General features: G+C 42.5%; 18 protein-coding genes. 12 read left to right on the plus strand and 6 right to left on the minus strand.

Annotation, left to right across the window (positions count from 1 at the left end; all coding sequences use genetic code 11):
- Positions 1–7 precede the first annotated feature (7 nt).
- The 7 genes from ACSSWA_RS13730 to ACSSWA_RS13760 all read left to right on the plus strand — a co-directional run bounded on the left by ACSSWA_RS13730 (position 8) and on the right by ACSSWA_RS13760 (position 11,013).
- Positions 8–1,033 (plus strand): PorV/PorQ family protein, encoded by a 1,026-nt coding sequence (locus ACSSWA_RS13730; protein WP_437357123.1) that lies wholly within the window; start codon positions 8–10, stop codon positions 1,031–1,033.
- Positions 1,034–1,079: 46 nt separating this feature from the next.
- Positions 1,080–3,134, plus strand: coding sequence for a T9SS type A sorting domain-containing protein (locus ACSSWA_RS13735; protein ID WP_437357124.1), 2,055 nt, complete (start codon positions 1,080–1,082; stop codon positions 3,132–3,134).
- 28 nt (positions 3,135–3,162) lie between these two features.
- Positions 3,163–5,361: a glycosyl hydrolase 53 family protein gene (locus ACSSWA_RS13740; RefSeq protein ID WP_437357125.1), complete on the plus strand. Its 2,199-nt coding sequence runs from the start codon at positions 3,163–3,165 to the stop codon at positions 5,359–5,361.
- Positions 5,358–7,901, plus strand: coding sequence for a hypothetical protein (locus ACSSWA_RS13745; RefSeq protein WP_437357126.1), 2,544 nt, complete (start codon positions 5,358–5,360; stop codon positions 7,899–7,901). Before ACSSWA_RS13740 ends, ACSSWA_RS13745 begins: the two co-directional genes overlap by 4 nt.
- 15 nt (positions 7,902–7,916) lie before the next feature.
- Positions 7,917–8,912, plus strand: coding sequence for an aldose 1-epimerase (locus ACSSWA_RS13750; protein ID WP_437357127.1), 996 nt, complete (start codon positions 7,917–7,919; stop codon positions 8,910–8,912).
- An 85-nt stretch (positions 8,913–8,997) separates the two neighbouring features.
- Positions 8,998–9,636 carry a SagB/ThcOx family dehydrogenase gene (locus ACSSWA_RS13755; RefSeq protein ID WP_437357128.1) on the plus strand — a complete coding sequence of 213 codons (639 nt, stop codon included), beginning with the start codon at positions 8,998–9,000 and terminating at the stop codon, positions 9,634–9,636.
- Between the two features lie 33 nt (positions 9,637–9,669).
- Complete coding sequence (locus tag ACSSWA_RS13760) at positions 9,670–11,013, plus strand: ATP cone domain-containing protein (RefSeq protein WP_437357129.1); 1,344 nt, start codon at positions 9,670–9,672, stop codon at positions 11,011–11,013.
- A gap of 44 nt (positions 11,014–11,057) precedes the next feature.
- Here the strand turns inward: ACSSWA_RS13760 and ACSSWA_RS13765 are convergent, their stop codons facing one another.
- The 5 genes from ACSSWA_RS13765 to nadB form a co-directional block, all read right to left on the minus strand.
- Positions 11,058–12,092 (minus strand): hypothetical protein, encoded by a 1,035-nt coding sequence (locus tag ACSSWA_RS13765; RefSeq protein WP_437357130.1) that lies wholly within the window; start codon positions 12,090–12,092, stop codon positions 11,058–11,060.
- A gap of 61 nt (positions 12,093–12,153) precedes the next feature.
- Entirely contained in the window at positions 12,154–12,696 is a 543-nt protein-coding gene (gene yjjX, locus ACSSWA_RS13770) for an inosine/xanthosine triphosphatase (RefSeq protein WP_437357131.1), read from the minus strand.
- 4 nt (positions 12,697–12,700) lie between these two features.
- Positions 12,701–13,636, minus strand: coding sequence for a quinolinate synthase NadA (nadA, locus tag ACSSWA_RS13775; RefSeq protein WP_437357132.1), 936 nt, complete (start codon positions 13,634–13,636; stop codon positions 12,701–12,703).
- 2 nt (positions 13,637–13,638) lie between these two features.
- Positions 13,639–14,493 (minus strand): carboxylating nicotinate-nucleotide diphosphorylase, encoded by an 855-nt coding sequence (gene nadC, locus ACSSWA_RS13780; protein ID WP_437357133.1) that lies wholly within the window; start codon positions 14,491–14,493, stop codon positions 13,639–13,641.
- Between the two features lie 2 nt (positions 14,494–14,495).
- Complete coding sequence (nadB, locus tag ACSSWA_RS13785) at positions 14,496–16,061, minus strand: L-aspartate oxidase (protein WP_437357134.1); 1,566 nt, start codon at positions 16,059–16,061, stop codon at positions 14,496–14,498.
- Positions 16,062–16,190: 129 nt separating this feature from the next.
- Between nadB and ACSSWA_RS13790 the strand changes: the two genes are divergently transcribed.
- Together ACSSWA_RS13790 and trxB are read left to right on the plus strand one after the other, a co-directional pair.
- The gene (locus ACSSWA_RS13790; RefSeq protein WP_437357135.1) at positions 16,191–16,541 is read left to right on the plus strand and encodes a thioredoxin family protein; all 351 of its coding nucleotides are present in this window, start codon (positions 16,191–16,193) and stop codon (positions 16,539–16,541) included.
- A 22-nt stretch (positions 16,542–16,563) separates the two neighbouring features.
- A complete protein-coding gene (trxB, locus tag ACSSWA_RS13795; protein WP_437357136.1) occupies positions 16,564–17,517 on the plus strand; it encodes a thioredoxin-disulfide reductase in 954 nt (317 codons plus the stop codon).
- A 5-nt stretch (positions 17,518–17,522) separates the two neighbouring features.
- On the opposite strand, the gene ACSSWA_RS13800 is transcribed toward trxB, so the two are convergent.
- The gene (locus ACSSWA_RS13800) at positions 17,523–18,119 is read right to left on the minus strand and encodes a class I SAM-dependent methyltransferase (RefSeq protein WP_437357137.1); all 597 of its coding nucleotides are present in this window, start codon (positions 18,117–18,119) and stop codon (positions 17,523–17,525) included.
- A gap of 73 nt (positions 18,120–18,192) precedes the next feature.
- Between ACSSWA_RS13800 and ACSSWA_RS13805 the strand changes: the two genes are divergently transcribed.
- The 3 genes from ACSSWA_RS13805 to ACSSWA_RS13815 all read left to right on the plus strand — a co-directional run bounded on the left by ACSSWA_RS13805 (position 18,193) and on the right by ACSSWA_RS13815 (position 22,006).
- Positions 18,193–18,555 (plus strand): co-chaperone GroES, encoded by a 363-nt coding sequence (locus ACSSWA_RS13805; RefSeq protein ID WP_014855625.1) that lies wholly within the window; start codon positions 18,193–18,195, stop codon positions 18,553–18,555.
- A gap of 737 nt (positions 18,556–19,292) precedes the next feature.
- Positions 19,293–20,309, plus strand: coding sequence for a hypothetical protein (locus tag ACSSWA_RS13810; RefSeq protein WP_437357138.1), 1,017 nt, complete (start codon positions 19,293–19,295; stop codon positions 20,307–20,309).
- A gap of 815 nt (positions 20,310–21,124) precedes the next feature.
- Entirely contained in the window at positions 21,125–22,006 is an 882-nt protein-coding gene (locus ACSSWA_RS13815; protein ID WP_437357139.1) for a T9SS type A sorting domain-containing protein, read from the plus strand.
- Positions 22,007–22,086 lie beyond the last annotated feature (80 nt).

Below are 22,086 nucleotides of genomic sequence, written 5' to 3' on the forward strand. Positions count from 1 at the left end.
TATAATTATGAAAAAGAAGATTATACTTTTTGTTTTGATTCTATCCAGTTTGAACACGCTTTCTTTTGCCGAAGGCGTAAATAAGATTGGAACTGCGGCTGCTGCTTTCTTAAGAATTCCGGTAGGAGCGAGAGCCACCGGATTCGGAAGCGCTTTTGTTTCGATGGCGGGCGACCCGTCGGCTCTTTACTGGAATCCTTCGGTAATCTCTACTCTCGATAAAAACTCTCTCATGATCGACCATTCACCATGGCTGCCGGGAATCAATTTCGATTTCGCAGGTATCGTTCTTCCGCTGGGTAATTTCGGAACTCTTGGAATCAGTACGACAATTCTTCAAACCGACGAAATGGACGTTACTACTCCCGCGGCTCCAATGGGAACGGGAGAAACTTTTACTGCTTCCAGTTTTGCCGTCGGCATTACATACAGCAGATATCTTACTGACCGTTTTTCAATCGGCGGCACTTTCAAGTATATAAGAGAAACAATTTATAACTCATCCGCCGCAGGAATTGCCTTCGATATCGGAACTATTTACGAAACGCCTTTTGCGGGAATCAGACTTGCAGCCGTCATTTCCAATTTCGGAACGAAAATGAGAATGTTCGGCGAAGATTTAAACGTACGTGTGGATATTGCTCCCGACCAGGAAGGCAATAATCAAAGCATCGTAGGTAAATTGAATACGGACGAATTCGACTTGCCGTTAATAATGAGAATAGGGTTGTCGGGAGAAGTTTTCGATACGGAAGATTTCAGATTAACATTAGCTGCCGACGGAGTTAATCCGAATGATAATGCGCAGAGCGTAAACCTCGGCGCAGAAGCGGCTTTTCTTAACGAAAAGCTTCAAATAAGAGCCGGCTACAGAGATTTGTTCCTCGACAATAATGAATTCGGACTGTCTTTCGGTATTAGCATTGCAAACATAAATCTGTGGGACAGCGTTTTGATTACAACCGATTATGCATATCAGACAATGAAACACCTTGGAAATACAAACAGGTTTTCCGTAATAATAAAATTCTAATCTCTTAAAAAAAGGAGAATTATCTAACAAACAGCATGGAGAGGCTATGAGCAACAAACTTACAAAATCTGTTTCTTTTTTTGCGTTTGTGCTACTGGCGGGTTTATTCGCCGGAAATATTTTTGCACAAACAGTAAATGTAAAACTGAGAATAAATACTTCCACATGTCTCGATACTCTTGGACCTAATCACATGGTTTTGGTCTGCGGCGAATCGCAACTCGGTACGGAACCGGCCATTACGTGGAACAATACAACCGGTATTCGTGCGGTCAATGTCGGAGGAGATTACTGGGAAGCCGAATTCCAGGCAAAACCCGGCGACGTTATTAAATATAAATTCGTTACCTATTTCGACCTTGAAAATCCGACTTTTCACTGGTCGGGATGGGAAGGCCCTATTAAAGCCGCAATCGACGCCGGCGGCAACAGGGGGCTTGTAGTCGGTGCTAGCGATACAACGCTTCCGGTTGAATTTTTCAACGGTTGGGAAGACGAGGTTGATCAGTTCTGGCGTCCCTACGAAATTAAAGAAGATTCGATTGCTGTCTATTTCCGCGTAAATATGGGCGGAGCTAATTTCGATCCTGAAACACAGGTTGTCGAAGTTAGAGGAGGCGCTCCTCTGGGAACGGATAATCCGTGGATTAAAATTTGTACTTTAAACAGAGAAGTAAACAGCGTTAACGGCGGAAGCTTTTGGTCCGGAACGGCTTATGTAGCAAAGTCAGACGTTACTCCCGGAACAACTCAACAATTCAAATTTGTGATTGTCTCGCCGGAAACATGGGAAAGTACGGACAACCGGTGGTTTACTTTTTCAGAAAATTTGATAAATAATTCAAGCGATACCACTATACACTGGTATTACTTCAATGATATCAAACCCCAGGGCGAAAAAGTAACCGCAAATGTACTGTTCCGTTTAAGACTCGACGCTCTCGAGAGAGCAGGACTTTTCAACAGAGCATTGGGCGACAAAGTCGGCGTTACAGGTCCTAAAGGATGGGCTGCCGATCCGTTCGATTTCGATACCGACCCGACTGTTCTGAAAATGACTTACAATTCCGACCTTGAAGAATGGAATTTACTCGAACCGTTTACTCTATATCCGAACGAAGTGTTGAGTTACAAATATTATATCGCTTGGGATTCTTCCAGAGTGGATACTGCAAGTCCGAATTTTATTCCGGGCTTGATGCTTAATAACGGCTGGGAAGAGCCGGGCGTTACCGGAGGAGCCGACAGAAAATATACTTATACCGATCAAACAGAACAGATAGTGCCGGGCGATTTCGGCGCCGAATATCAGTTCTTCAACAGCATCCATCCCAACGGCGTGATTATGACCCCGCTTAAATTAATCTTTAAAATCGATATGACGCCGGCTACGGACGTTAATACAAATCCGACAAATCCTCTCTTCCGTCCGGGAATTGATACGGCATATATTCAGTTTGACGGTTCTCTCATTCCGATTACGCAGGGACTGACAATGTACGGAGCAGATAACCGTATAATGCTCGAAGACACCGACGGCGATATGATTTATACGGGAGAGATTGACCTGACGCCGCCGACATTCTATCAGGTATGTTACCGTATTGTTTATACTTCACCGCAGGGTGAAATCTGGAACGGAGGCGGAGTTCAGAAAGGCAGAAGATATTATCAATATATTTTGCCTACTTCTACCAATCCGATTGAGTGGCCCAGCACTTTCGAACTGGCACAAATGGAATGGATGCCTTCGAATTTAACGGTAGAAGAACATCCCGATCTCGGACCGGTTACCGATATCAAAGAAACCGAAGAGATCCCTTCTTCTTACGAGCTCTACCAGAATTATCCGAATCCGTTTAATCCCACAACGGTTATTACATATGCCCTTCCACAGCCCGAACGCGTTAAACTGGAAATCTTTAACATTCTCGGACAAAAAGTCGTTACGTTATTCGACGGTCAACAAACAGCGGGCAAACACAGTATTGCATGGAATTCGAAAAACGAATTCGGACAGAACGTAGCGTCGGGCATTTATCTGCTTAAGATCTCGGCGGGCAAATTCAATCAGGTTAAGAAAATGATGCTGGTAAGATAATATGAAATTTTTTCCGAGATTATGTTTTGTGTTCTTTATATCAATAATACTGTTTGCTCAAAACGAGGATGAATTTATAAGAGGAGTGGACATTTCGTTCACTCCTCAAATTGAAGACCTGGGCGGGAAATATAAATTAAACGGCGAAGTCAGAGACCTGCTTGATATTCTGAAAGAAAAAGGAGTTAATTACGTTCGGCTCAGACTGTGGCATACTCCTTCCGACGGTTATTGCGGACTCGAAAAGACGCTCGAATTTGCCAAAAGAATTAAAGCTGCGGGATTTAAATTTTTACTGGACTTCCATTATTCAGACTGGTGGGCTGATCCCGGCAAGCAAAATAAACCTGCCGCATGGAAAAATTTACCTTTTGAAAATCTGAAAGACAGCGTTTACGGGTATACTAAATTTGTATTGAACTCTCTTAAAAATCATAACGCTCTGCCCGATATGGTGCAGATTGGCAATGAAATAACCGGCGGAATGCTATGGCCCGACGGAAAGCTTTACGGCGAGGGGCTTAACGAAACTACTCAATGGATTAAATTTACGGATCTATTGAAAGAAGGAATCCGGGCGGTTAAAGAAGTCGACTCTTCGCGAATCAAAATAATGATTCATATAGATAAAGGCGGAAACAACAGCGCCTCGGTTTATTTCTACAACCAGTTAAACAAACATAACGTTGAATACGACGTAATCGGGCTTTCGTTTTATCCATGGTGGCACGGAACGCTGGAGCAGCTCGAATATAATTTGAACGATCTGGCTGTAAGGTTTAAAAAGGAAATAATCGTTGCGGAAACCGCTTACCCCTGGACGGTTCAATATCAAAACGACGGACACGGAAACATATTTGGGTCAGACGACGGCATTTTGAAAGGCTTTCCCGCTACGCCGAGAGGTCAAAAGGACTTTTTGATTTTTCTTAAGAAGATTATCAAAGAAACGCGCAACGGCAAAGCCACCGGATTTTTTTACTGGGAACCGGCATATATATCGGTGCCTCCAATCGGCTCGTCGTGGGAAAATTTGACCGTCTTCGGATTTACAAACTCAAATTTGGAAGCGGAAGCTCTCGAATCGATAAATGCTTTTCTGCCGGAAGAAGATTTGCCTGTTGTTAATGTAACTGTTACGGTTAATACATCAACGCTCGCGGACACTTTGAAAACAAACGGCGTTGTCCAATTGCGCGGGGAAGTAAAAGGCAAAAGTTCGAGTCTTCTTCCCGACGGCAAGAGAATTTCGTGGGACAGTCAATCAGAATTGATATTGAAAAATATCGACGGCGACTACTGGCAGACGACTTTTCAGATTTATGAGGACGACACTCTCGAATTCAAAATCTGGACAGGCCACACGCTCGCAAAACCGACGCGTTTGCGCGCAGGCTTTGAAGGACCTGTATCGGCTTACGACGGAAGCGGCAGAAATATAAGGCTTTTCATAGCGGGCGGCAACGACACTATTTTGCCTGTTCAATTTTTTAATTCCACTCCCGATTGGACCGACCAATATTATAATCCGATTCAACACAAAGAAGATTCGATAGGCGTGATGTTTCGCGTTAATCTTGCCGGGTTGGTAATAAACAATCTATTCGATCCGAACAAAAATCACACTGTCGCGGTAAGAGGCGATTCCGTTCAATCCGGGGGTGTTCTTTCATGGAACGTCAACAAACTCAAGCTCGAACGTGAAATCTACAGCTCTGACGAAACCCCGTTTTATTCCGGAGTAATTTATTTCCCTAAAGACAAGATTGAAAAGGGGGTGAAAATTAATTATAAATTTTATGTCGATGGAAGTTCTTTCGGCGGCCGGGAGTCCGGTATTGAGGACAGATATTTTTATTTCCCGGAAAACGACACCACGCTCCATTGGAAATTTTTTAACGACAATAGAATAATAACTGGTTTGAATAACGAAATTAACGAAATACCTAAAGATATTGTTCTCTATCAAAACTATCCCAATCCGTTCAATCCTTCTACTACGATTGAATTTTCGCTTTCCCGCAGCGCTGATGTCAATATCGAAATTTACAACGTTTACGGCGAGCTGATAAAATCTTTCGAAGAAAATTCCAAAGCGCCCGGACGTTACAGCGTCGTTTGGCGCGGCGTCGATAATTACGGCAACCGGGTTTCTTCGGGAGTTTATTTTCTGAAACTCACCGCTAACAATAAAACCATTACAAAAAAACTGATGCTTTTAAAATGAAAAAATACCTTCCTGCTTTATTTCTGTTGATGGCAACGTTTAATAATATCTATTCCCAGGATGAAGGCGTTTATGTCGATTCGAAAGGCGTTTTGCGCTGGAACGACAGTCATGAGGAAGTAAGGTTGTTCGGCGTTAACTATACGGCTCCGTTTGCATTTTCGTATAAAGCGCTTAAAGATCTCGGTATCGATATTAAAAGCGCGATCGATATCGACGTTAAACACCTTGCGCGCCTGGGCGTCAAGGCTTATCGAATTCATATGTGGGACAGGGAAATTTCCGACCGGGAAGGCAATCTTTTGAATAACGAGCACATGGAATTGTTCGATTATCTCTTGATGAAATTAAAAGAAAGCGGCATTAAAATCATATTAACCCCGATAGCCTGGTGGGGCACAAGATGGCCTATGCCGGACGTGGAAACACCGGGCTTTTCGCAAGTCTATTCGAAAGTTGAATTGATTACAAATCCAAAAGCGAGAGCGGCTCAGAAAAATTATCTCAAACAGGTGATTAACCGCATTAACGGATATACAGGAATTTCTTATAAAGACGAACCTTCGATTATTGCCGTTGAAATCGTAAACGAACCGCATCACCCGGACGATCCGGAATTGGTTACTCGATACATCAATGAAATGTATGATGTTTTGAGAAACGAGGGCTTTTCCAAACCGGTATTTTATAACATAAGCGAAACCTGGAGCGACGTTCAGGCTCAGGCTGTATGCAATTCAAATGCGGAGGGAGTTTCTTTTCAATGGTATCCGACGGGACTGGTACACAATAAAATCTTAAAAGGAAATTATCTTTTTAACGTAGACGAATATAAAATACCTTCGGAATCAATCGAAGGTTTTGACCGAAAAGCAAAAATGGTTTATGAATTCGACGCCGCCGATATCGGCTATTCGTATATGTACCTTGCAATGGCGCGTAGTTTCAGAGAAGCCGGTATGCAGTTTGCCGCCGTATTCAGTTACGACCCCGCGCAAATCGCATGGAGCAATACCGAATATCAAACTCATTTCGTAAATCTGCTGTACACGCCCAATAAAGCCATCGGTATGATGATTGCCGCCAGGGCGTTCGAATTATTGCCTCATAAAAAATCATTCGGCAGATATCCGGCAAATAATAAATTCGACGTTTTCCTGATTGATCGTAAAGCAGATCTTGCGTTGATGAATTGCGACACTGCGTTTTATTATTCCAACAGTACTGATGTTTATCCCGCCGCTCCGGAAAAATTAAAGCATATTGCCGGAGCCGGTAAATCGCCCGCTGTAGATTATGAAGGGACGGGCGCGTATTTTCTGGATAAAATTGACAACGGTTTGTGGAAGCTTGAGGTTTATCCCGACGCTGTTTGGATAAAAGATCCGTTCGAACAGACTAGCCTTGATAGAGAAGCGGCTCGACTCTACTTCAAAAAACACGAAATAAAATTTAATGCTTCTCTGTTCGGACAAAATATTAAACTCTATTCGGCAGACGGAAATTATAAGCTTCCCGACTCAGCGCAAAAGTTTGTCGTCGAACCCGGAGTCTATTTATTGTCGAATAATGCGATAACGAAAGAAATACTGTCGGCTCATCTTTCAGACTCCGGCAATTTTCTTGAGGGACTGTTTTTGCCTCAACTGAGAGAAGACAAGTTAATTGTTTATAACCGCACGGAACCCGTTTTAAACGCCGGGAGAGCTCCCGGTTTTAAATTTACGGTAGCTTCGGAAAAAGAGATAATCAAGGCGGAGCTGTACGCGCGCAGATTGTGGTGGCGGGGATTTCAGAAATTCGAGCTGGAAAAAATTTCGGCGTATGAATACCGTCTCTCAAAAAAAGATAATTTATTCCGTCCGGGATTGATCGAATATTGCGTTGTAATTACAACCCGCGACGGCAAGCGAGTTTTTCCCGGCGGCGGCAGTAAAATTCCCGAAGACTGGGATTTCGATCCTTCGAATCTCTGGACGCTCGATATTACCGATAACGACATTGCGATTTTATTCGATCCGCTCAGAGACCGTAAAGATCTGGTCTTCCCTCATTTTTCAAGGGATATGAGGTATTCACTCGATTATAAAACCGGAATCCCGTTTACCTATTTAAACATTAATGTTACTTATTCGGAGAACCCTTCCCGCAGTTTCGGCTTCCAGAATAATATAGAACAATATACCGGCGACCCGGCGGATTATAATTATTTAATACTTTACGGAAGTTCCGGCGATACAACCGGAAATACGATAAAAGTGAATTTGCTTGCAAACGACGGATCGGTTTATTCATATGAAATAATTCTAAGCCGCGGAAAGAAGGAATACATAATACAGCTTGCCGATTTTAAATTGTCGGATGCATTGCTTTTGCCAAATTCATATCCGCGTTTTTTGCCTCTCGAAAGAGAAGGCATACGCACGTCAAAACCATTAAAAGATAACATCAAAAATTTGGTCTTCCTTCAGATCGTTAACGAACCTGCCTCTGCGGGCGCACAACGTTTCGGTATCGGAAAGATATTATTAACAAAATAAATACGGTCTATTGTCATGAGTAATAATAACTTTATTATCACCCGGGAAGAAATTCCTCAATCTAATTTACCGTCCGGAAAGAATAACGGAACATCGCTGTCGGTTTGCGCGATTGTAGACGACGCAACCCGCGAAGGCTTTTCCGTTATTCCCGAATTGGGCGGCAGGTTATACGAACTCTATCTTTCGAACGGTAAAAAGGTCTATCAGGTATTGCGGCGTTTTAATCCGTCTTCGCTTGAAAGCCGGGACGATTTATTTACCAACGCGAAAATGTGTCCTTATGTCGGAAGGGTCGACCGCGGCAAATATGTTTTCAACGGAAGCGAATATCAATTGCCTGTCAATTACCCGGAAGAAGGCAACTCTTCGCACGGCTTGCTTTTCGATAAACCCTTCGAAGTCGCAGAGACTAAGAACGACGGTAACTTCGCGGAAATTGTTCTCGTATACGAGTACAGGAAAGAAAACGAAGGCTACCCGTTCGATTTTAATATCACGATCGTTCATCGGATTGAAAAAGGGAAAGGATATTCATGCGTCACAAAGATTGAAAATTTATCTGATACCGGAATACCCGTAGCGGACGGTTGGCATCCTTATTTCGATCTGAATGAAAAGATCGACAATCTAAAACTTCAACTCGACTCGGACGAAATGATTTTAACCGACGAAAACAGAATGCCTGCATCGCGCATCAAATACGGCGAGTTCAGAGCGCTGAAAAACTTGGGCGATACTTTTTTCGATAATTGTTTTACTTTGATTCCCGAGAACGGTTTTGTTAATACCTTCCTTATTAACGAAAGGGAAGATTTGCGCATAAAAATATGGCAGGAAGCAGGCAGGGCAAAATATAATTATCTGGTTATTTATACTCCGCCGGACAGAAGAACAATTGCCATCGAGCCGATGACTTCCAACGTCAACGCTTTCAATAACGGCGAAGGTTTGATTATTCTGGAACCGGGGCGTTCATTCGAAACCGCTTTCGGAATTGCAGCAGTTTAATTTTACCTGCCTTATTAACCATAAACATACTTGCTTTTTCCCTGAGGATATATATCTTATATTTGTAAGAAAAACGGGGGATAAGATGAAAAGTATGTTTATGGTTTTTTTATTTCTCTTTGCCGGTTTAACTACGGGGCAGGATAACGGCGCCATTAAACTGCCCGAGCCGGACACAAAAGGCGGAGTTCCATTAATGACCGCATTAAAGAACCGTGCGTCGAACAGAAATTTCGACACGCTTTCGCTGTCGGTTCAACAGGTGTCGAATTTATTGTGGGCTGCTTACGGAATTAACCGGCAGGAAAGCGGCAAACGCACGGCGCCTTCCGCAATGAATTGGCAGGAATATACAATCTATCTCTTTGACAAAAACGGCGTTTATGTTTACGACGCTCAATCTCATGCATTGAAGAAAATATTGGAAGGCGATTATCGAAGTTATTGCGGCGTACAGGACTTCGTGTCGGTCGCCCCTCTGAATCTTGTATACGTATCCGATTTTTCTAAATTAAGCCGCATCGAAGACGAGGAAATGAAAACAATGTTTACTTCGGCAGATTGCGGTTTTATAGCCCAGAATGTTTATCTCTATTGCTCTTCGGAAGGACTCGCCGTTGTGGTAAGAGGAATGATTGAAAGAGATAAATTGAGTTCGCTGCTAAAACTCAAACCGGAACAGAAAATAATTCTATCGCAGACGGTAGGATATCCGAAGAAATAGTATTTTTGCATTTAAAAAGAAAAAGAGGTTTGCATGAGCAAATTCAAATACGTGATTAAAAGAAGCGGAGCGGTCGTTCCGTTTAATCCCGATAGAATCGCAAATGTAATTTACAGAGCGGCTGTTGCCGTAGGCGGAAGGGATAAAGAAAGAGCTCAGTTCCTTGCCAAAGAAGTTGTGAAAGTGATGGAAGAAAAATTCGAAGAAGGTTATAAACCGCACGTGGAAGAAATTCAGGATATTGTGGAAAAAGTATTGATTGAAAACGGACACGCAAAAGTAGCAAAGGAATTTATTTTATACAGAGAAGAAGCGGCAAGAAGAAGACGCGCCGACTCCAAACATTTTTCCAAACCGTCCGAGTTCATTCCGTGGGCTAAAGTCTGGCGTTCGCTCGACTGGGCGGTTTCACACAATCTTCATACTGTCGAAGCTGCTAACGAAAGAATCCGCAACGGCGAATTCCCCCATATTGTCCACGAAGCTGAAACTGCTTACGAGACACAACTCGATACAGCCGCGGAAATGATTAAAGAAAGAAGCGCCGAACTCAAAATGGTTTTTGTAAGCGGACCTTCATCTTCTGGAAAAACGACCACTACGCTTAAGCTCGAGCAGCGTCTCAACAAAATGGGAATGAAGTTCGTTCCTCTTATCGTCGATAATTATTTCTTCGATCTCGAACTTCATCCGAAAGATGAATTCGGGGACTATGATTTCGAAACGCCGCAGGCGCTCGACCTCGAATTGATCAACGAGCATTTAATAAAACTTGCCGAAGGTCAGGAAGTAAAAATTCCCTATTACGATTTCAAAGAAGGCAAACGATATCTCGACAGAACGCCGATCAAAATTGAAATAGACGAAGTGCTTTTAATCGACAGTTTGCACGGGCTTTACCCTGAATTTGCAAAGGGAATTCCGGCTTCGCAGAAGTTTAAATTGTACCTCGAGCCGCTCCTTCAGATGAAAATGCCCGACGGTAAATATATTCGATGGACGGATTTAAGATTGATAAGGAGGATGCTGAGGGATTCGGTTCATCGCGCTTATAATCCCGAGCAAACACTTCTCCACTGGCATTACGTTCGCTCTTCCGAAAAGAGAAACATTCTTCCGTATTGCAACACCGCCGATTATATTGTCAATACGTCGATGCCGTTCGAGGTGCCTCTTTATCGTCCCAAACTTCTAGATAATTTCCGGGAATGGGAAAAGAAATACGAAGGAGATCCGCTGCGCGTCGACGCTTACGAACGGGCTTCCCGCGTTAGAAAAATGCTCGAATCGATCGAACCTGTCGAGGACGATTCGTCTATTCCGGGCGATTCTGTTTTGAGAGAATTTATCGGCGGAAGCACGCTCAATTACCATTAGACTTGAACAAACCGGAAGCAGACGCGTTTGCTTCCGGTTTGTTTTCAGTCGAAATGCATATTAATCAGAGGCAGAACTTTCGTCCAGACAGAATTGTTTTTGGCTATGTTTATTAATCCGATCTGTACGCCGTTGAGATTTTCCGCTACGTTAAAAATGCCGATTGTTAATCCGTTCTGACGGTCATAAACTTTATTGTACGCCGCAATTGAAACTCCTTTTAGATTGTCGACGTCGAGCCATCCCGGAGAAACGTTCAAACCGGTAAATGATTCCGCTTCTGTTTTATATCCCACGATGTTTATTCCCGCCACGTCTTCTTTGCTTACTATTGCAAGGAGGGATTGATTAAGTCCGTAGACTGAGCCCTGGCTTACAATTGCAACTCCGCCGAAATTAAATCCGCAAATATCTTCCTGGGAAACGAGCGCCAATGCCGATACGGAGATTCCTTTAATCGATTCCTGAGAAACTAACGCCAAACCCCCGACGTTAAGTCCCCGCATCTCTTCCTGCGACACCGTTGCAAGACCGCCAAAGTTTATGCCGTTTATTTCGCTTTGGCTGACGAGCGCCAGCAATGCAAAATTGAATCCGTTTAGACTGCCGTTGGCTACTGCCGCAAGTCCGCCGATATTGACGCCGGTTATGCTGCCGTTTGCCGCCAGCGCAATTCCGCCGAAATTAATGCCTTCAATATAACCGTTTGAAGCTACCGCAATACCGCTCAAATTAATTCCTCTCAAACCTTCTTCTGCCACCGCGGCGGCTAGTCCGAATGTTATTCCGTTTAATTTAGAAGCTGCGGGAGCCAATCCTATTGATATTCCGTTGACGGTTCCCGTAATACTCTCGCCTGGTTTCCAGAATGTAAAATTCAATCCGTTAATTGTACCCAAATCGCAGTCAGACGTATTAAAACGTATGCCGTTCCAATGCTTCGAATTTCCGAAGCTGATGCCGCTGTTATTAAAACCGATATTGAAAGCCCGGCTGTCGCAGTAGCTTGTGTCGTTTTCTTCCTGTGCAAGGACTGCAACGAATGACAAAAGAATGAAAATGAAAATCGACTTTTTCATAATACTTCCGTTAAAAAGTTTTTAGTATGCGATTGTTTAGACTCGTTAGAGGCGTGAAAAGTTACTTGCCAGAGAAAAAAAGTTTTTCGTGCAAAAAGGGTATTATAGCGGTCTTAAGACCTTCTGCGTATAATTCTTTTCTGTTCATTACTCCGCGCGTAAAAAATCCGATTGCGCCTTCTTTTTGTTTTGTGTTTTCACGGCTTGTCAATTCGTCCATAACCGTTCCTAGCTCGATGCCGTCGAGAAGTTTTTGCGTGATTGAATCCGGCAGTTCGAAAAAAGGAGAGAGTCCGTAAGAATCTCTTTTATTTGAATCGAGAATACACATACAGCCGAACGCAAACCATTTGCCGTACAGCTTTGTTATTCCGCCTTCGATTCCCACATAAAAATCGGCTCTTTCGGATTTATCGTTAAAAAGACTATAAAGATGAAACGCCCGGTTGTAAGCTCCGCGGAAAGTTTCGTCGCCGACGGGCTGCGGACTGACGCCCGAGGGAGCGTCGTACGATTCCACTTTCTGATTGTTGAAGTAAATCGAAAATACTTCTCGCGCCGCTTCTATTTTAACGGGATTTTTTGAGCCGACGATAATTTTCATTTTATTAAACTATTGATAACATTCTGTCGATCGGGATGCGGGCTTTTTGAGCAATCTCCTCGGGCACTTTTACTTCGTATTTATCGTGAAGGAGCGACTCGTATAATTTCTCGAGAGTTATCATTTTCATGTACTCGCAAACCGACTCGTCGCTTATCGGATAATAATCCGATTGCGGTTTGATTTTTTTCAACCGGTGAAGAATGCCGACTTCAGTGGCAATAACGAATTCATCCGCGTCGGTTTCTTTAACGTAGTTGATCATCCCTTCGGTAGAAAATATATGAATGTTTTTGCAGTCGAAATAGAGCTGGGATTTCAGCATGCACGAAGTCGAACAGCCGCATTCGGGATGAATCAAAAATTCGGCGTTCGGATGTTTGGCGCGCGCGTCGTCGAAATTTACGTCGCCTATTTTTTCGTGAACGTGGCAGGCTCCGTTCCAGATTTCCATTTTTCTGCCGGTAACCGAGCTTACATACATTCCCAAAAAGCGGTCGGGCAGAAAGAGTATCTTTTTCTCTTTTGGAATCGATTCTACTACTTTCACGGCATTCGACGACGTTACGCAGTAGTCGCTTTCGGCTTTGACTTCGGCGGTTGTATTCACATAGGATACAACGACCGCGTCTGGATGCTCTTTCTTCCAGGCTCTCAATTGTTCTGCGTCGATAGTAGAAGCCAGAGAGCAGCCGGCTTCCGGATCGGGAATCAAAACTTTTTTGTCGGGCGATATAATCGAAGCGGTTTCCGCCATAAAGTGAACTCCGCAAAATACGATTACATCGGCATCGGTCTTTGCCGCCTGCTGCGAAAGTCCCAGTGAATCGCCCACGAAATCCGCTATATCCTGTATCTCGGGTATTTGATAGTTGTGAGCGAGTATAACGGCGTTCTTTTCTTTTTTCAGTCGTGTGATTTCATTTATAATCTCTTTCATTTTCAAACCCGTTTTTTGTTTGATATTTTCATGCTAAGGTCGAGCGCTTTAACCGAATGAGTAAGCGACCCGACGGAAATGAAATCGACGCCTGTAGAGGCGATTTTTTTAATGCGTTTTAAATCAACGTTGCCGGACGCTTCCGTTTTGCATTTGCCCTTTATCAGTTTAACGGCTTTTTTCATTTGAGAAATTGTCATATTGTCGAGCATTATAATATCGGCGCCGGCGTCGATAGCTTCTTGCACTTCGATCAAATTAGTCGTTTCTACTTCCACTTTGTATTTTTCGCCGTATTTTTTTCGTACGCGGTTAACGGCGTTTTTAATGCCTCCGGCGGCTTCAATATGATTGTCTTTTATCAACACCATATCATAAAGTCCGAAACGGTGATTTGTTCCTCCGCCCGCATTCACTCCGTATTTGTCGAGGAGTCTCAGTCCGGGAGCCGTCTTTCTCGTGTCGAGTATTTTTACGTTTGTATCGGCGAGGGTTTCAATAAATTTACGCGTAGCGGTAGCTATTCCCGAAATCCGTTGAAGGAAATTCAAAGCCGTTCTCTCTCCTGAAAGTAATGCCCGCAGATTGCCTGTAACCTCGGCGATTTTTTGTCCCTTTGTTACGGCGTCGCCTTCGGCTGCGTAATTTTTCCACTTTGAATTGCCGTCGAGTTTTTTGAAAACTTCTTTTGCAACGAAAAGACCGGCAACTACGCCCGGCTCTTTGGCATAAATAGCTGCGGTTCCTTTTTGACTCGCGGGTATAATTGCTTTTGTAGTTACATCGCCTTTGCCGATATCTTCTTTTAAAGCGGCTTGAATGATTCGATCGATGCTTTTTCTGTCGGTTTTTTTCATTTCTAAAACTTCCTCAGTTCGGGTTCTGACCCCTTTTTATGAATAATCGTAACTTTGAATTTCCCGTCCGGGTCGGGAAAATCTGAACGTTTGTGGCAGCCTCTGCTCTCTTCTCTTAATAGCGCGGCATTTAATATCATGCTTGCAAGATTTAACAAACCGGCGATTCTGCTGCCGTAATATTCGTCCGGCGTTTTGTCGTATTCGTTGCCGATTTTTGAAATTTCTTTCAATGCGGAATTTAAGACAGCTCTGGAACGTACTATTCCGGCATTGTTCCACAATAAGTCGGCTGTTTTATTTTTGATATCGATAAATATTTCGGAATTGTTTTCGTCGATTTCAAAGTCGATTGTTCCGGGTTCCGCACTGTCTTTTAATTCTTTGTCGTTTTGAACCGCAAAATCGACGGCGCGTTTGCCGAACACGAGACATTCGAGCAGCGAATTGCTTGCAAGCCTGTTTGCGCCGTGAACTCCCGTAGAAGCGGTTTCGCCGACTGCGTAGAGACGATTGATGTTTGTTCTTCCGTTGACGTCGGTTTTTATACCGCCGATAGTGTAATGAGCCGCAGGTGCAATCGGAACGGGATCTTTCGTAATATCGACGCCGTATTTCAAAGCCTCGTTATAAATGTGCGAAAATCTTTTTTTTATTTTACCGGCGTCGAGATGATTCATCAAAAGAAAAACGCTCTTTTTTTTCGTTCTTTTTAATTCTTCATAGATAGCTTCGGAAACAATATCTCTTGTTGCAAGTTCGGATTTGTCCAGGTCCTGCAAAAAACGAATGCCTTCGTGATTGACGATATAAGCGCCTTCGCCTCTGACCGCTTCGCTTATCAAAAAAGTCTCGTCGCTGCCGGTATAAAACGAAGTGGGATGAAACTGTATGAATTCCATACTTTCTATTTCTGCGCCCGCTTCGTATGCAAGGTTAATTCCTTCTCCGGTGGATGTGTGCGGATTTGTTGAAAACGAATAGATTGCGGAATAACCGCCCGTGGCAAGGATTACCGACTTGCCGCTCAAATAAAAACTTTTTTTGTCGCTGTGATTGTACGCAAAAACTCCGAGGCATTCGCCGTCAACAACGTGAAGTTTATAAACGAGAGTGTTTTCTAAAATCGTAATATTGTTGTTGTCATAAATAAAATTAAGAATAAAATTGACGACCTCTTTGCCCGTTGCGTCGCCTCCTGCGTGAAGAACTCTTTTGCGCGAGTGTCCGCCTTCCAATCCGAAACTGATTTTACCGTTTTCGGAGTCGAATTTCATGCCCGCTGAAATTAATTCTTTAACTCGGTCGATTCCTTCGTTGACCAATATTTCAACGGCGGTTTCGTTGCAAAGTCCCGCTCCGGCTTTTAATGTGTCTTCAAAATGAAGTTCGGGCGAGTCGTCTTCGCTTAAAGCCGCCGCAATGCCGCCCTGAGCAAGGTACGAGTTGCTGATTTCGATTGTCGTTTTTGTCAAAAGCGCAACTCTTCCGTGTTCCGAAGCTTTTAATGCGGAATAGAGCCCCGCCAGTCCTGCGCCTACTATTATGAAGTCGTATTTATTTTTCATTTTGTGTTAATGTTAAAAAACAAAATACAAATCTAAAGATGAATAATTATAAAATCACCGGTTTGAATCCTTTCGAGAAAAAAATCATCAGATTAGCTGTACAAATTAATAAATTATAAGAGGAATATCATGCTTCACACAAATCTTACTCATGTTCTTTCGAAAGACGAACATTCCAAATTGTTGCAGGAAAATGAAAACGTTATGATTTGCTGCGGACGAATGGGTCCGATGTGCATACCTGTTTATGAAGTAATGGAAGAACTCGAAAACGAATATCCGCACGTTAAATTTGCAGATATGGAATTCGATCTTCCCGACGCCAGCGTTATAAGAGATTTACCCGAATGCAGAAACTTTGCGGGCTTGCCGTTCGTGGTTTATTATAAAAACGGTAAAGTAGTTAAAGCTACAAGCAGCATTCAAACAAGAGATCAAATTACCGCTATATTAGACGAGCATTTCGGTAAAAACGATTAATTAATTTTCCCGGAGCATCAAGATGGAAAATCATTTCGACGTTATTGTTATAGGAGCGGGAGCGGCGGGACTGACCGCCGGAATCTATTTGTCGAGAGCAAAAGTTAACACTCTAATTCTGAACGAAGGAGCTGTCGGCGGACAAATGGTATTGACGCACGAGATAGCCAATTATCCGGGAGTCGATTCGATAAGCGGTTATCAACTGGCGAGAAACATGAAAAACCAGGCTCTTAAATTCGGAGCCAAAATTAAATCGAATGTTAAAATAAACGACATTAAACTCGAAGGCGAAGTAAAGTCCGTCGGGTTAACCAACGGAGAAGTTTATACTTCCGATGCATTGATTATTGCTACGGGAGGACGTTCGAGAACTCTTGGCGTTCCGGGAGAAGATAAATTCAAAGGGATGGGAATTTCGTATTGCGCCACGTGCGACGGCGACTTTTTTCAGGATAAAAAAATTATCGTTGTCGGCGGAGGAAATTCCGCACTGGAGGAAGCCGTTGCGCTTACAAAGTACGCATCGTCTGTTACTGTCGTGCATCAATTCGACCATTTCCAGGCATTCGAGCATTATGTGGAAGAAGCGCGTAATAATCCCGGAATCAATTTTATTATGGAGTCGAAAATCGAGGAGTTTATAGGCGACGAAAGATTGAATGCCGTCAAAATCAGAAATCAACGTACAGGCGAAATTTCAGAAATGGAAATCGACGGAGTTTTTATTTTTATCGGATACGTGCCGAACACCGAAATGTTCAAAGGCGTGCTCGAATTGAACGACTACGGCGAAATTGTAGTCGATAAAAATATGTCGACAAATATAAAAGGCGTTTTTGCCGCGGGCGACTCGATTGCCAAAAGATTTCGTCAGGTTACAACGGCGGTAGGAGACGGAACTGTCGCGGCTTTGAGCGCCGCCGAATATCTAAACAATTTGAAAAAGTCGAAAGCTGAACCGGTCAATTCCTGACCGGTTCAAACTTTAATTCCGGTAAAACGTATTACCGAGGCTTTTCCCTGATGTCCTTTGCCCTCGTTGAGTACGACAATTTCTTTGGCGAAATATTCGAAGTCGAGATCGATGAAATCCTCGGCTATATCTTCCAGGGAATAGAGGGCGGATAAATTTTTCGGACCCCCCGAATCGTAGTTAAGTTGATCCTTCTCAAAAGCTTCCATTATCAATCTGCCCCCTTTTTTCAAAGCGTCGACAGCCTTTTTATGAATTTCCTTTCTTAAATCTTCTTCGAAATGAAGAAAGAAGAGTCCGACGGCGTCGTACGATTCCGGTTCGGGTTGATAATCGCTCAAATCGCAAACCATATAATTTACTGTTACTTTTTTTTCAGCGGCGAGTCGTTCCGCTTTTAATTTGCCGGATTGACTGAAGTCGACCGCATCTACTTTCCATCCCAGGCTAGCGGCATAGACGGCGTTTCTTCCTTCGCCTTCGCCCGGCAATAATAGTCTGCCCGGCGTAAGTTTGTCCAGTTGGCTTTTAAAAAATTCATTCGGTTCTATTCCGTAAATATATTCTTCCGATGAAAATCTTTTGTCCCACAAATCTTTCATATTGATTCTCCGTAATTGATGAACAGCGGTTTATTTGGTATTTTTACGTAGTTAAAATAAAAAAATAATCGAATTGATTGATACATCGAAAATAATAATTGTAGGGGATCGCGTTTTAATAAAACCGGAAGAGAGCGCTTCGAAGACTAATAGCGGTCTTTATTTGCCGCCTGGTGTGCACGAAAAAGAAAAAGTGCAGGGCGGATACGTAATAAAAGTCGGTCCGGGTTATCCGATGGGCGTTCCGGTTGAAGACGACGAACCCTGGAAAGAACGCAAGCCGATAAAATACTTTCCGCTTCAGGCTCGCGAGGGTGACTATGCTGTCTTTCTAAGAAAAGAAGCGGTAGAAGTCGAAATCGACGGCGAAAAATTAGTCGTGGTTCCTCAGGCGGCTATTTTAATTCTCTATCGGGATGAAGATTTGCTCGCGTAGTTTTTGGGTTCAACGTTCTTGGTTTTGGAGTTCAAGGGTGTTGTGTAATTAGGGATTAGGGATTAGGGGTTAGGGATTAGTGATCAGAAATTCTTTTTTTTGATAGACAATAGCCGATAGTTTTGACGTATAAAATGCGCTTTTTTTACAAAGAACATTGAGCCCCAGCGCTCCTAACGCCCGCACTTCAGCGCTCCCGCACTAAGAACTCCCAAACCCCCGCACACCCGCACACCCGAACCGGGAATGTCCCTGTCTTTGCGAGGAGCGAGCAAAGCGAGCGACGAAGCAAACTCATATTAATTTAAGCAGAGATTACTTCGCCCGCTTACAGCGGGACTCGTAATGACAAATAGCGAAAAGAAATCTATACTGCGCCAGCTACTGAAAAAAGCAAACTCTGAAAAGACGACCGTCTTTGCGACCCCGCAAAATGCGGGGGAAGCAAACTCAATTTAAACCGCTGAGCGCTCGAAAAGCGCAAAGGACACAGTCTTTCCGAATCCGCCAACATTAATGAAGATAATATTCCACGCTGTCTTTCTGAACCCGCCAACGGCGGGTGAAGAATCTCAATTCTTGAGAACCGAAACGCCGGATGGACTGCAGACCAAATGACAAAGAATAAAAAAGCATTAAATTTAAATGAGAGAGTTGATTTTTTTTTTTCTAATTGTTATTATCTTGTCAAAGTAAAGTTAATTAGTTTAATACGAGGGTAAAACGGGGGCAATCCGATGAAAAACCTGATAAAATCATTTCTTATTGTAGTAATGCTACTTGTAAATTCCTGCGGAGAAGGAATAACCGAACCCGAACCGGGAAGAAGGGATTATGTATGGGAGGTGGATGAAATTAATCCGGGTTATGAATCATTATACCTGGGAAGAATTTGGGGAAGTTCTCCGAATAATGTCTGGGCGGTCGGTTCAAGCAGCTGGTCTGCAACAAGTATATGGCATTATGATGGAATTAAATGGGAAACCGATTCGATTCCGAGAAAAGTAGATCCTTTTGCTGTATTTGGGCTGTTACCAAACGAAGTGTGGTTGGGTAATGCGAACAATACTATTTGGAAATACAATGGAAGATCATGGTACCAATTCGGAGAATATGCAATTGAATCAAGTTACGATAATATGGTAATCAATTATATGGATGGAATTTCAAGAGATAATATTTATGCTGTAGGCGGATTCATGAGGATTAATTCATATCATAGTAAAGCACTAATTATGAAATTTAACGGAATTGAGTGGAGTTTTATAAACATTCCTCAAACGGATGTTGTATTTACTGTAGTTGCAGTTGAACCCGGCTCAAATATTCTGATAATTGGAGGAATGGTGTTTGATCCAAAAGGATTTATAGCAAAAGTATACTGTTGGGATGGTAAAGAATTAAAGGAAATATTTTCATCCTTGGGAGGGTGGACATTTGTGGTAAGACTCGGCAATGAAATATTTATTTCCCATTCTTCGCAAATTTATAAGTATTCAGATAAGAAATTAACGCTTTGGATGGATAATAGTGGTAAAGGAATAAACGGTAATATAATTTGCGGGAGAAGCAGAAATGATTTTTTTATAGGAGGTAATAATGGGATTTATCATTTTAATGGAAAGGACTGTGTGGTTATATATAAAACAAATTTAACAATAGAGAGAGGAGTGATAGTCAGGGACAACGTTTTTTTTATTGGAATTGATTATTTCAATGGTAAAAATTACATATTACACGGCAAACTAAAGTAGGAGGCGTGAGTAAATAAATTAAGAGAGGGTGATTGCGGCACCCTCTCAAAGAATGCAAATAAAATCAGGCTGCTCACCTAAGCCTTAATTGGTTAAGGCATTTTTATTTGCAAAATAAAGGTATATAATTTTTTAATCTTTTTAAACAGGGATGAAATATGAAAAAGGTTATTTTTTCTATGTTTGTTACATTATTAATTGTAGCTTCTTCCAATAATTTATACTCACAACTAATTAGTTTTGAACCTAACAACGGAGATGTTTACATATGCCCCGATACAAATTCAACGGTAAGAATAAACTTAATTTGGACTTGGATGATAAGTTCTTATCCCCCTAATATTACTTACGCAGCTTATGCAAAACTTATTACAGGTACGCAGGTTTATTATTCAAATGTAAAAGGTACTAATAGAGGATCTTTCCCGGAATATTTTAATTTATCTTCCGGGACATATACTTGGACAATGGAATTATATGAGCTTTTTAACGAACAAGAAGGTTTTGTGAAAACAGCATCTCTTACAAATACTTTTTATGTAAAATATAAGTTATATGTAGCAAATAACTTTTCCTCAGGCATAATTAAAGTAGATGGCTTACTAGTACAATCAGGCTCAAGTGTTATCAAATCCTTAAATGAAAGTATAGCAGTTGAAGCGATTGACCAAGAAGATGCTCAAGGTTATAATAGGATTTGGAACACAAATGGGTCAAATAACAGTTACTGGTTTATCCATAATATTAAAATTGCGGGTGCTACTTCCCGTAATTATTCATATGCAGTGAAGGATAATGATAACGGTGCAACATTAATGGCAGATCTTAAGAAGGTTTGCAACGTAACCTTCGAGAATAATTTCACGAGCGTGGGCAACGGAGGCACGATTAAAGTCAACGGGGTTCAATACAGTTCTCCCACGTCCCAATTTCAGGTCGTGGAAGGCAACACAATAACAGCCGAGGCTGAATATTATTACCACATAAACGGCATTAACTATACTTTCCTTAATTGGAGCGACGGATCGACTTCGCTCAGCCATGCGTTTTCGATTAGTCAGCACGAAGCAATAAAAGCAAATTACAGAGGCAAGCCGACAAACAACGGCGAGTATATCCATTTCGGAACGCAGGTGGGACAACCCATAGTAATATACTGGACGGATAATCCGAATGCGAACGTAACTCAATATCAAATATGGAGAAAAGTAAAGCATAACGGAGTAATGGGTAGCGAACAATTAATTGCAACGGTAAGCAGAGGAACGGGACAATATACCGACCGCGATTACGTATTGACGTCGGGTTACACTGACGACATAATCTACTACGATGTCAGGGGCTATTATTCGGTGGAAGGCACGTATTCCGATCCGGATTACGTATCGGTCTACGGCGCCGAGCCGCTTTATAAGTCGGGTTTATCGGGAAAGCCTGCGGAGTATTCGATCGGCGCATATCCGAATCCGTTTAATCCGGCAACCACAATAAAATATCAATTGCCGGAGAGAGGACACGTGACGATAAAGTTATATGACGTAACGGGCAAAGAGGTAAAGGAGCTGGTAAACGAGATAAGAGATTCGGGATATTATGAAGTAGAGTTGAACGGAAAAGATTTGTCGAGCGGAGTTTATATATGCACGATAAAAGCGAACAAATATAACAAGAGCATAAAACTGATGATGGTAAAATGATAGAGTATGAATGGGTTTGTTGCAGTTATACAGGGGTTCGTGCGCTCAGTGCCGGGCCCCTGTATTCCCTTGTTTCAAAT

The sequence above is a fragment of the Melioribacter sp. Ez-97 genome (assembly GCF_051488665.1).
Classification (GTDB): domain Bacteria; phylum Bacteroidota; class Ignavibacteria; order Ignavibacteriales; family Melioribacteraceae; genus Melioribacter.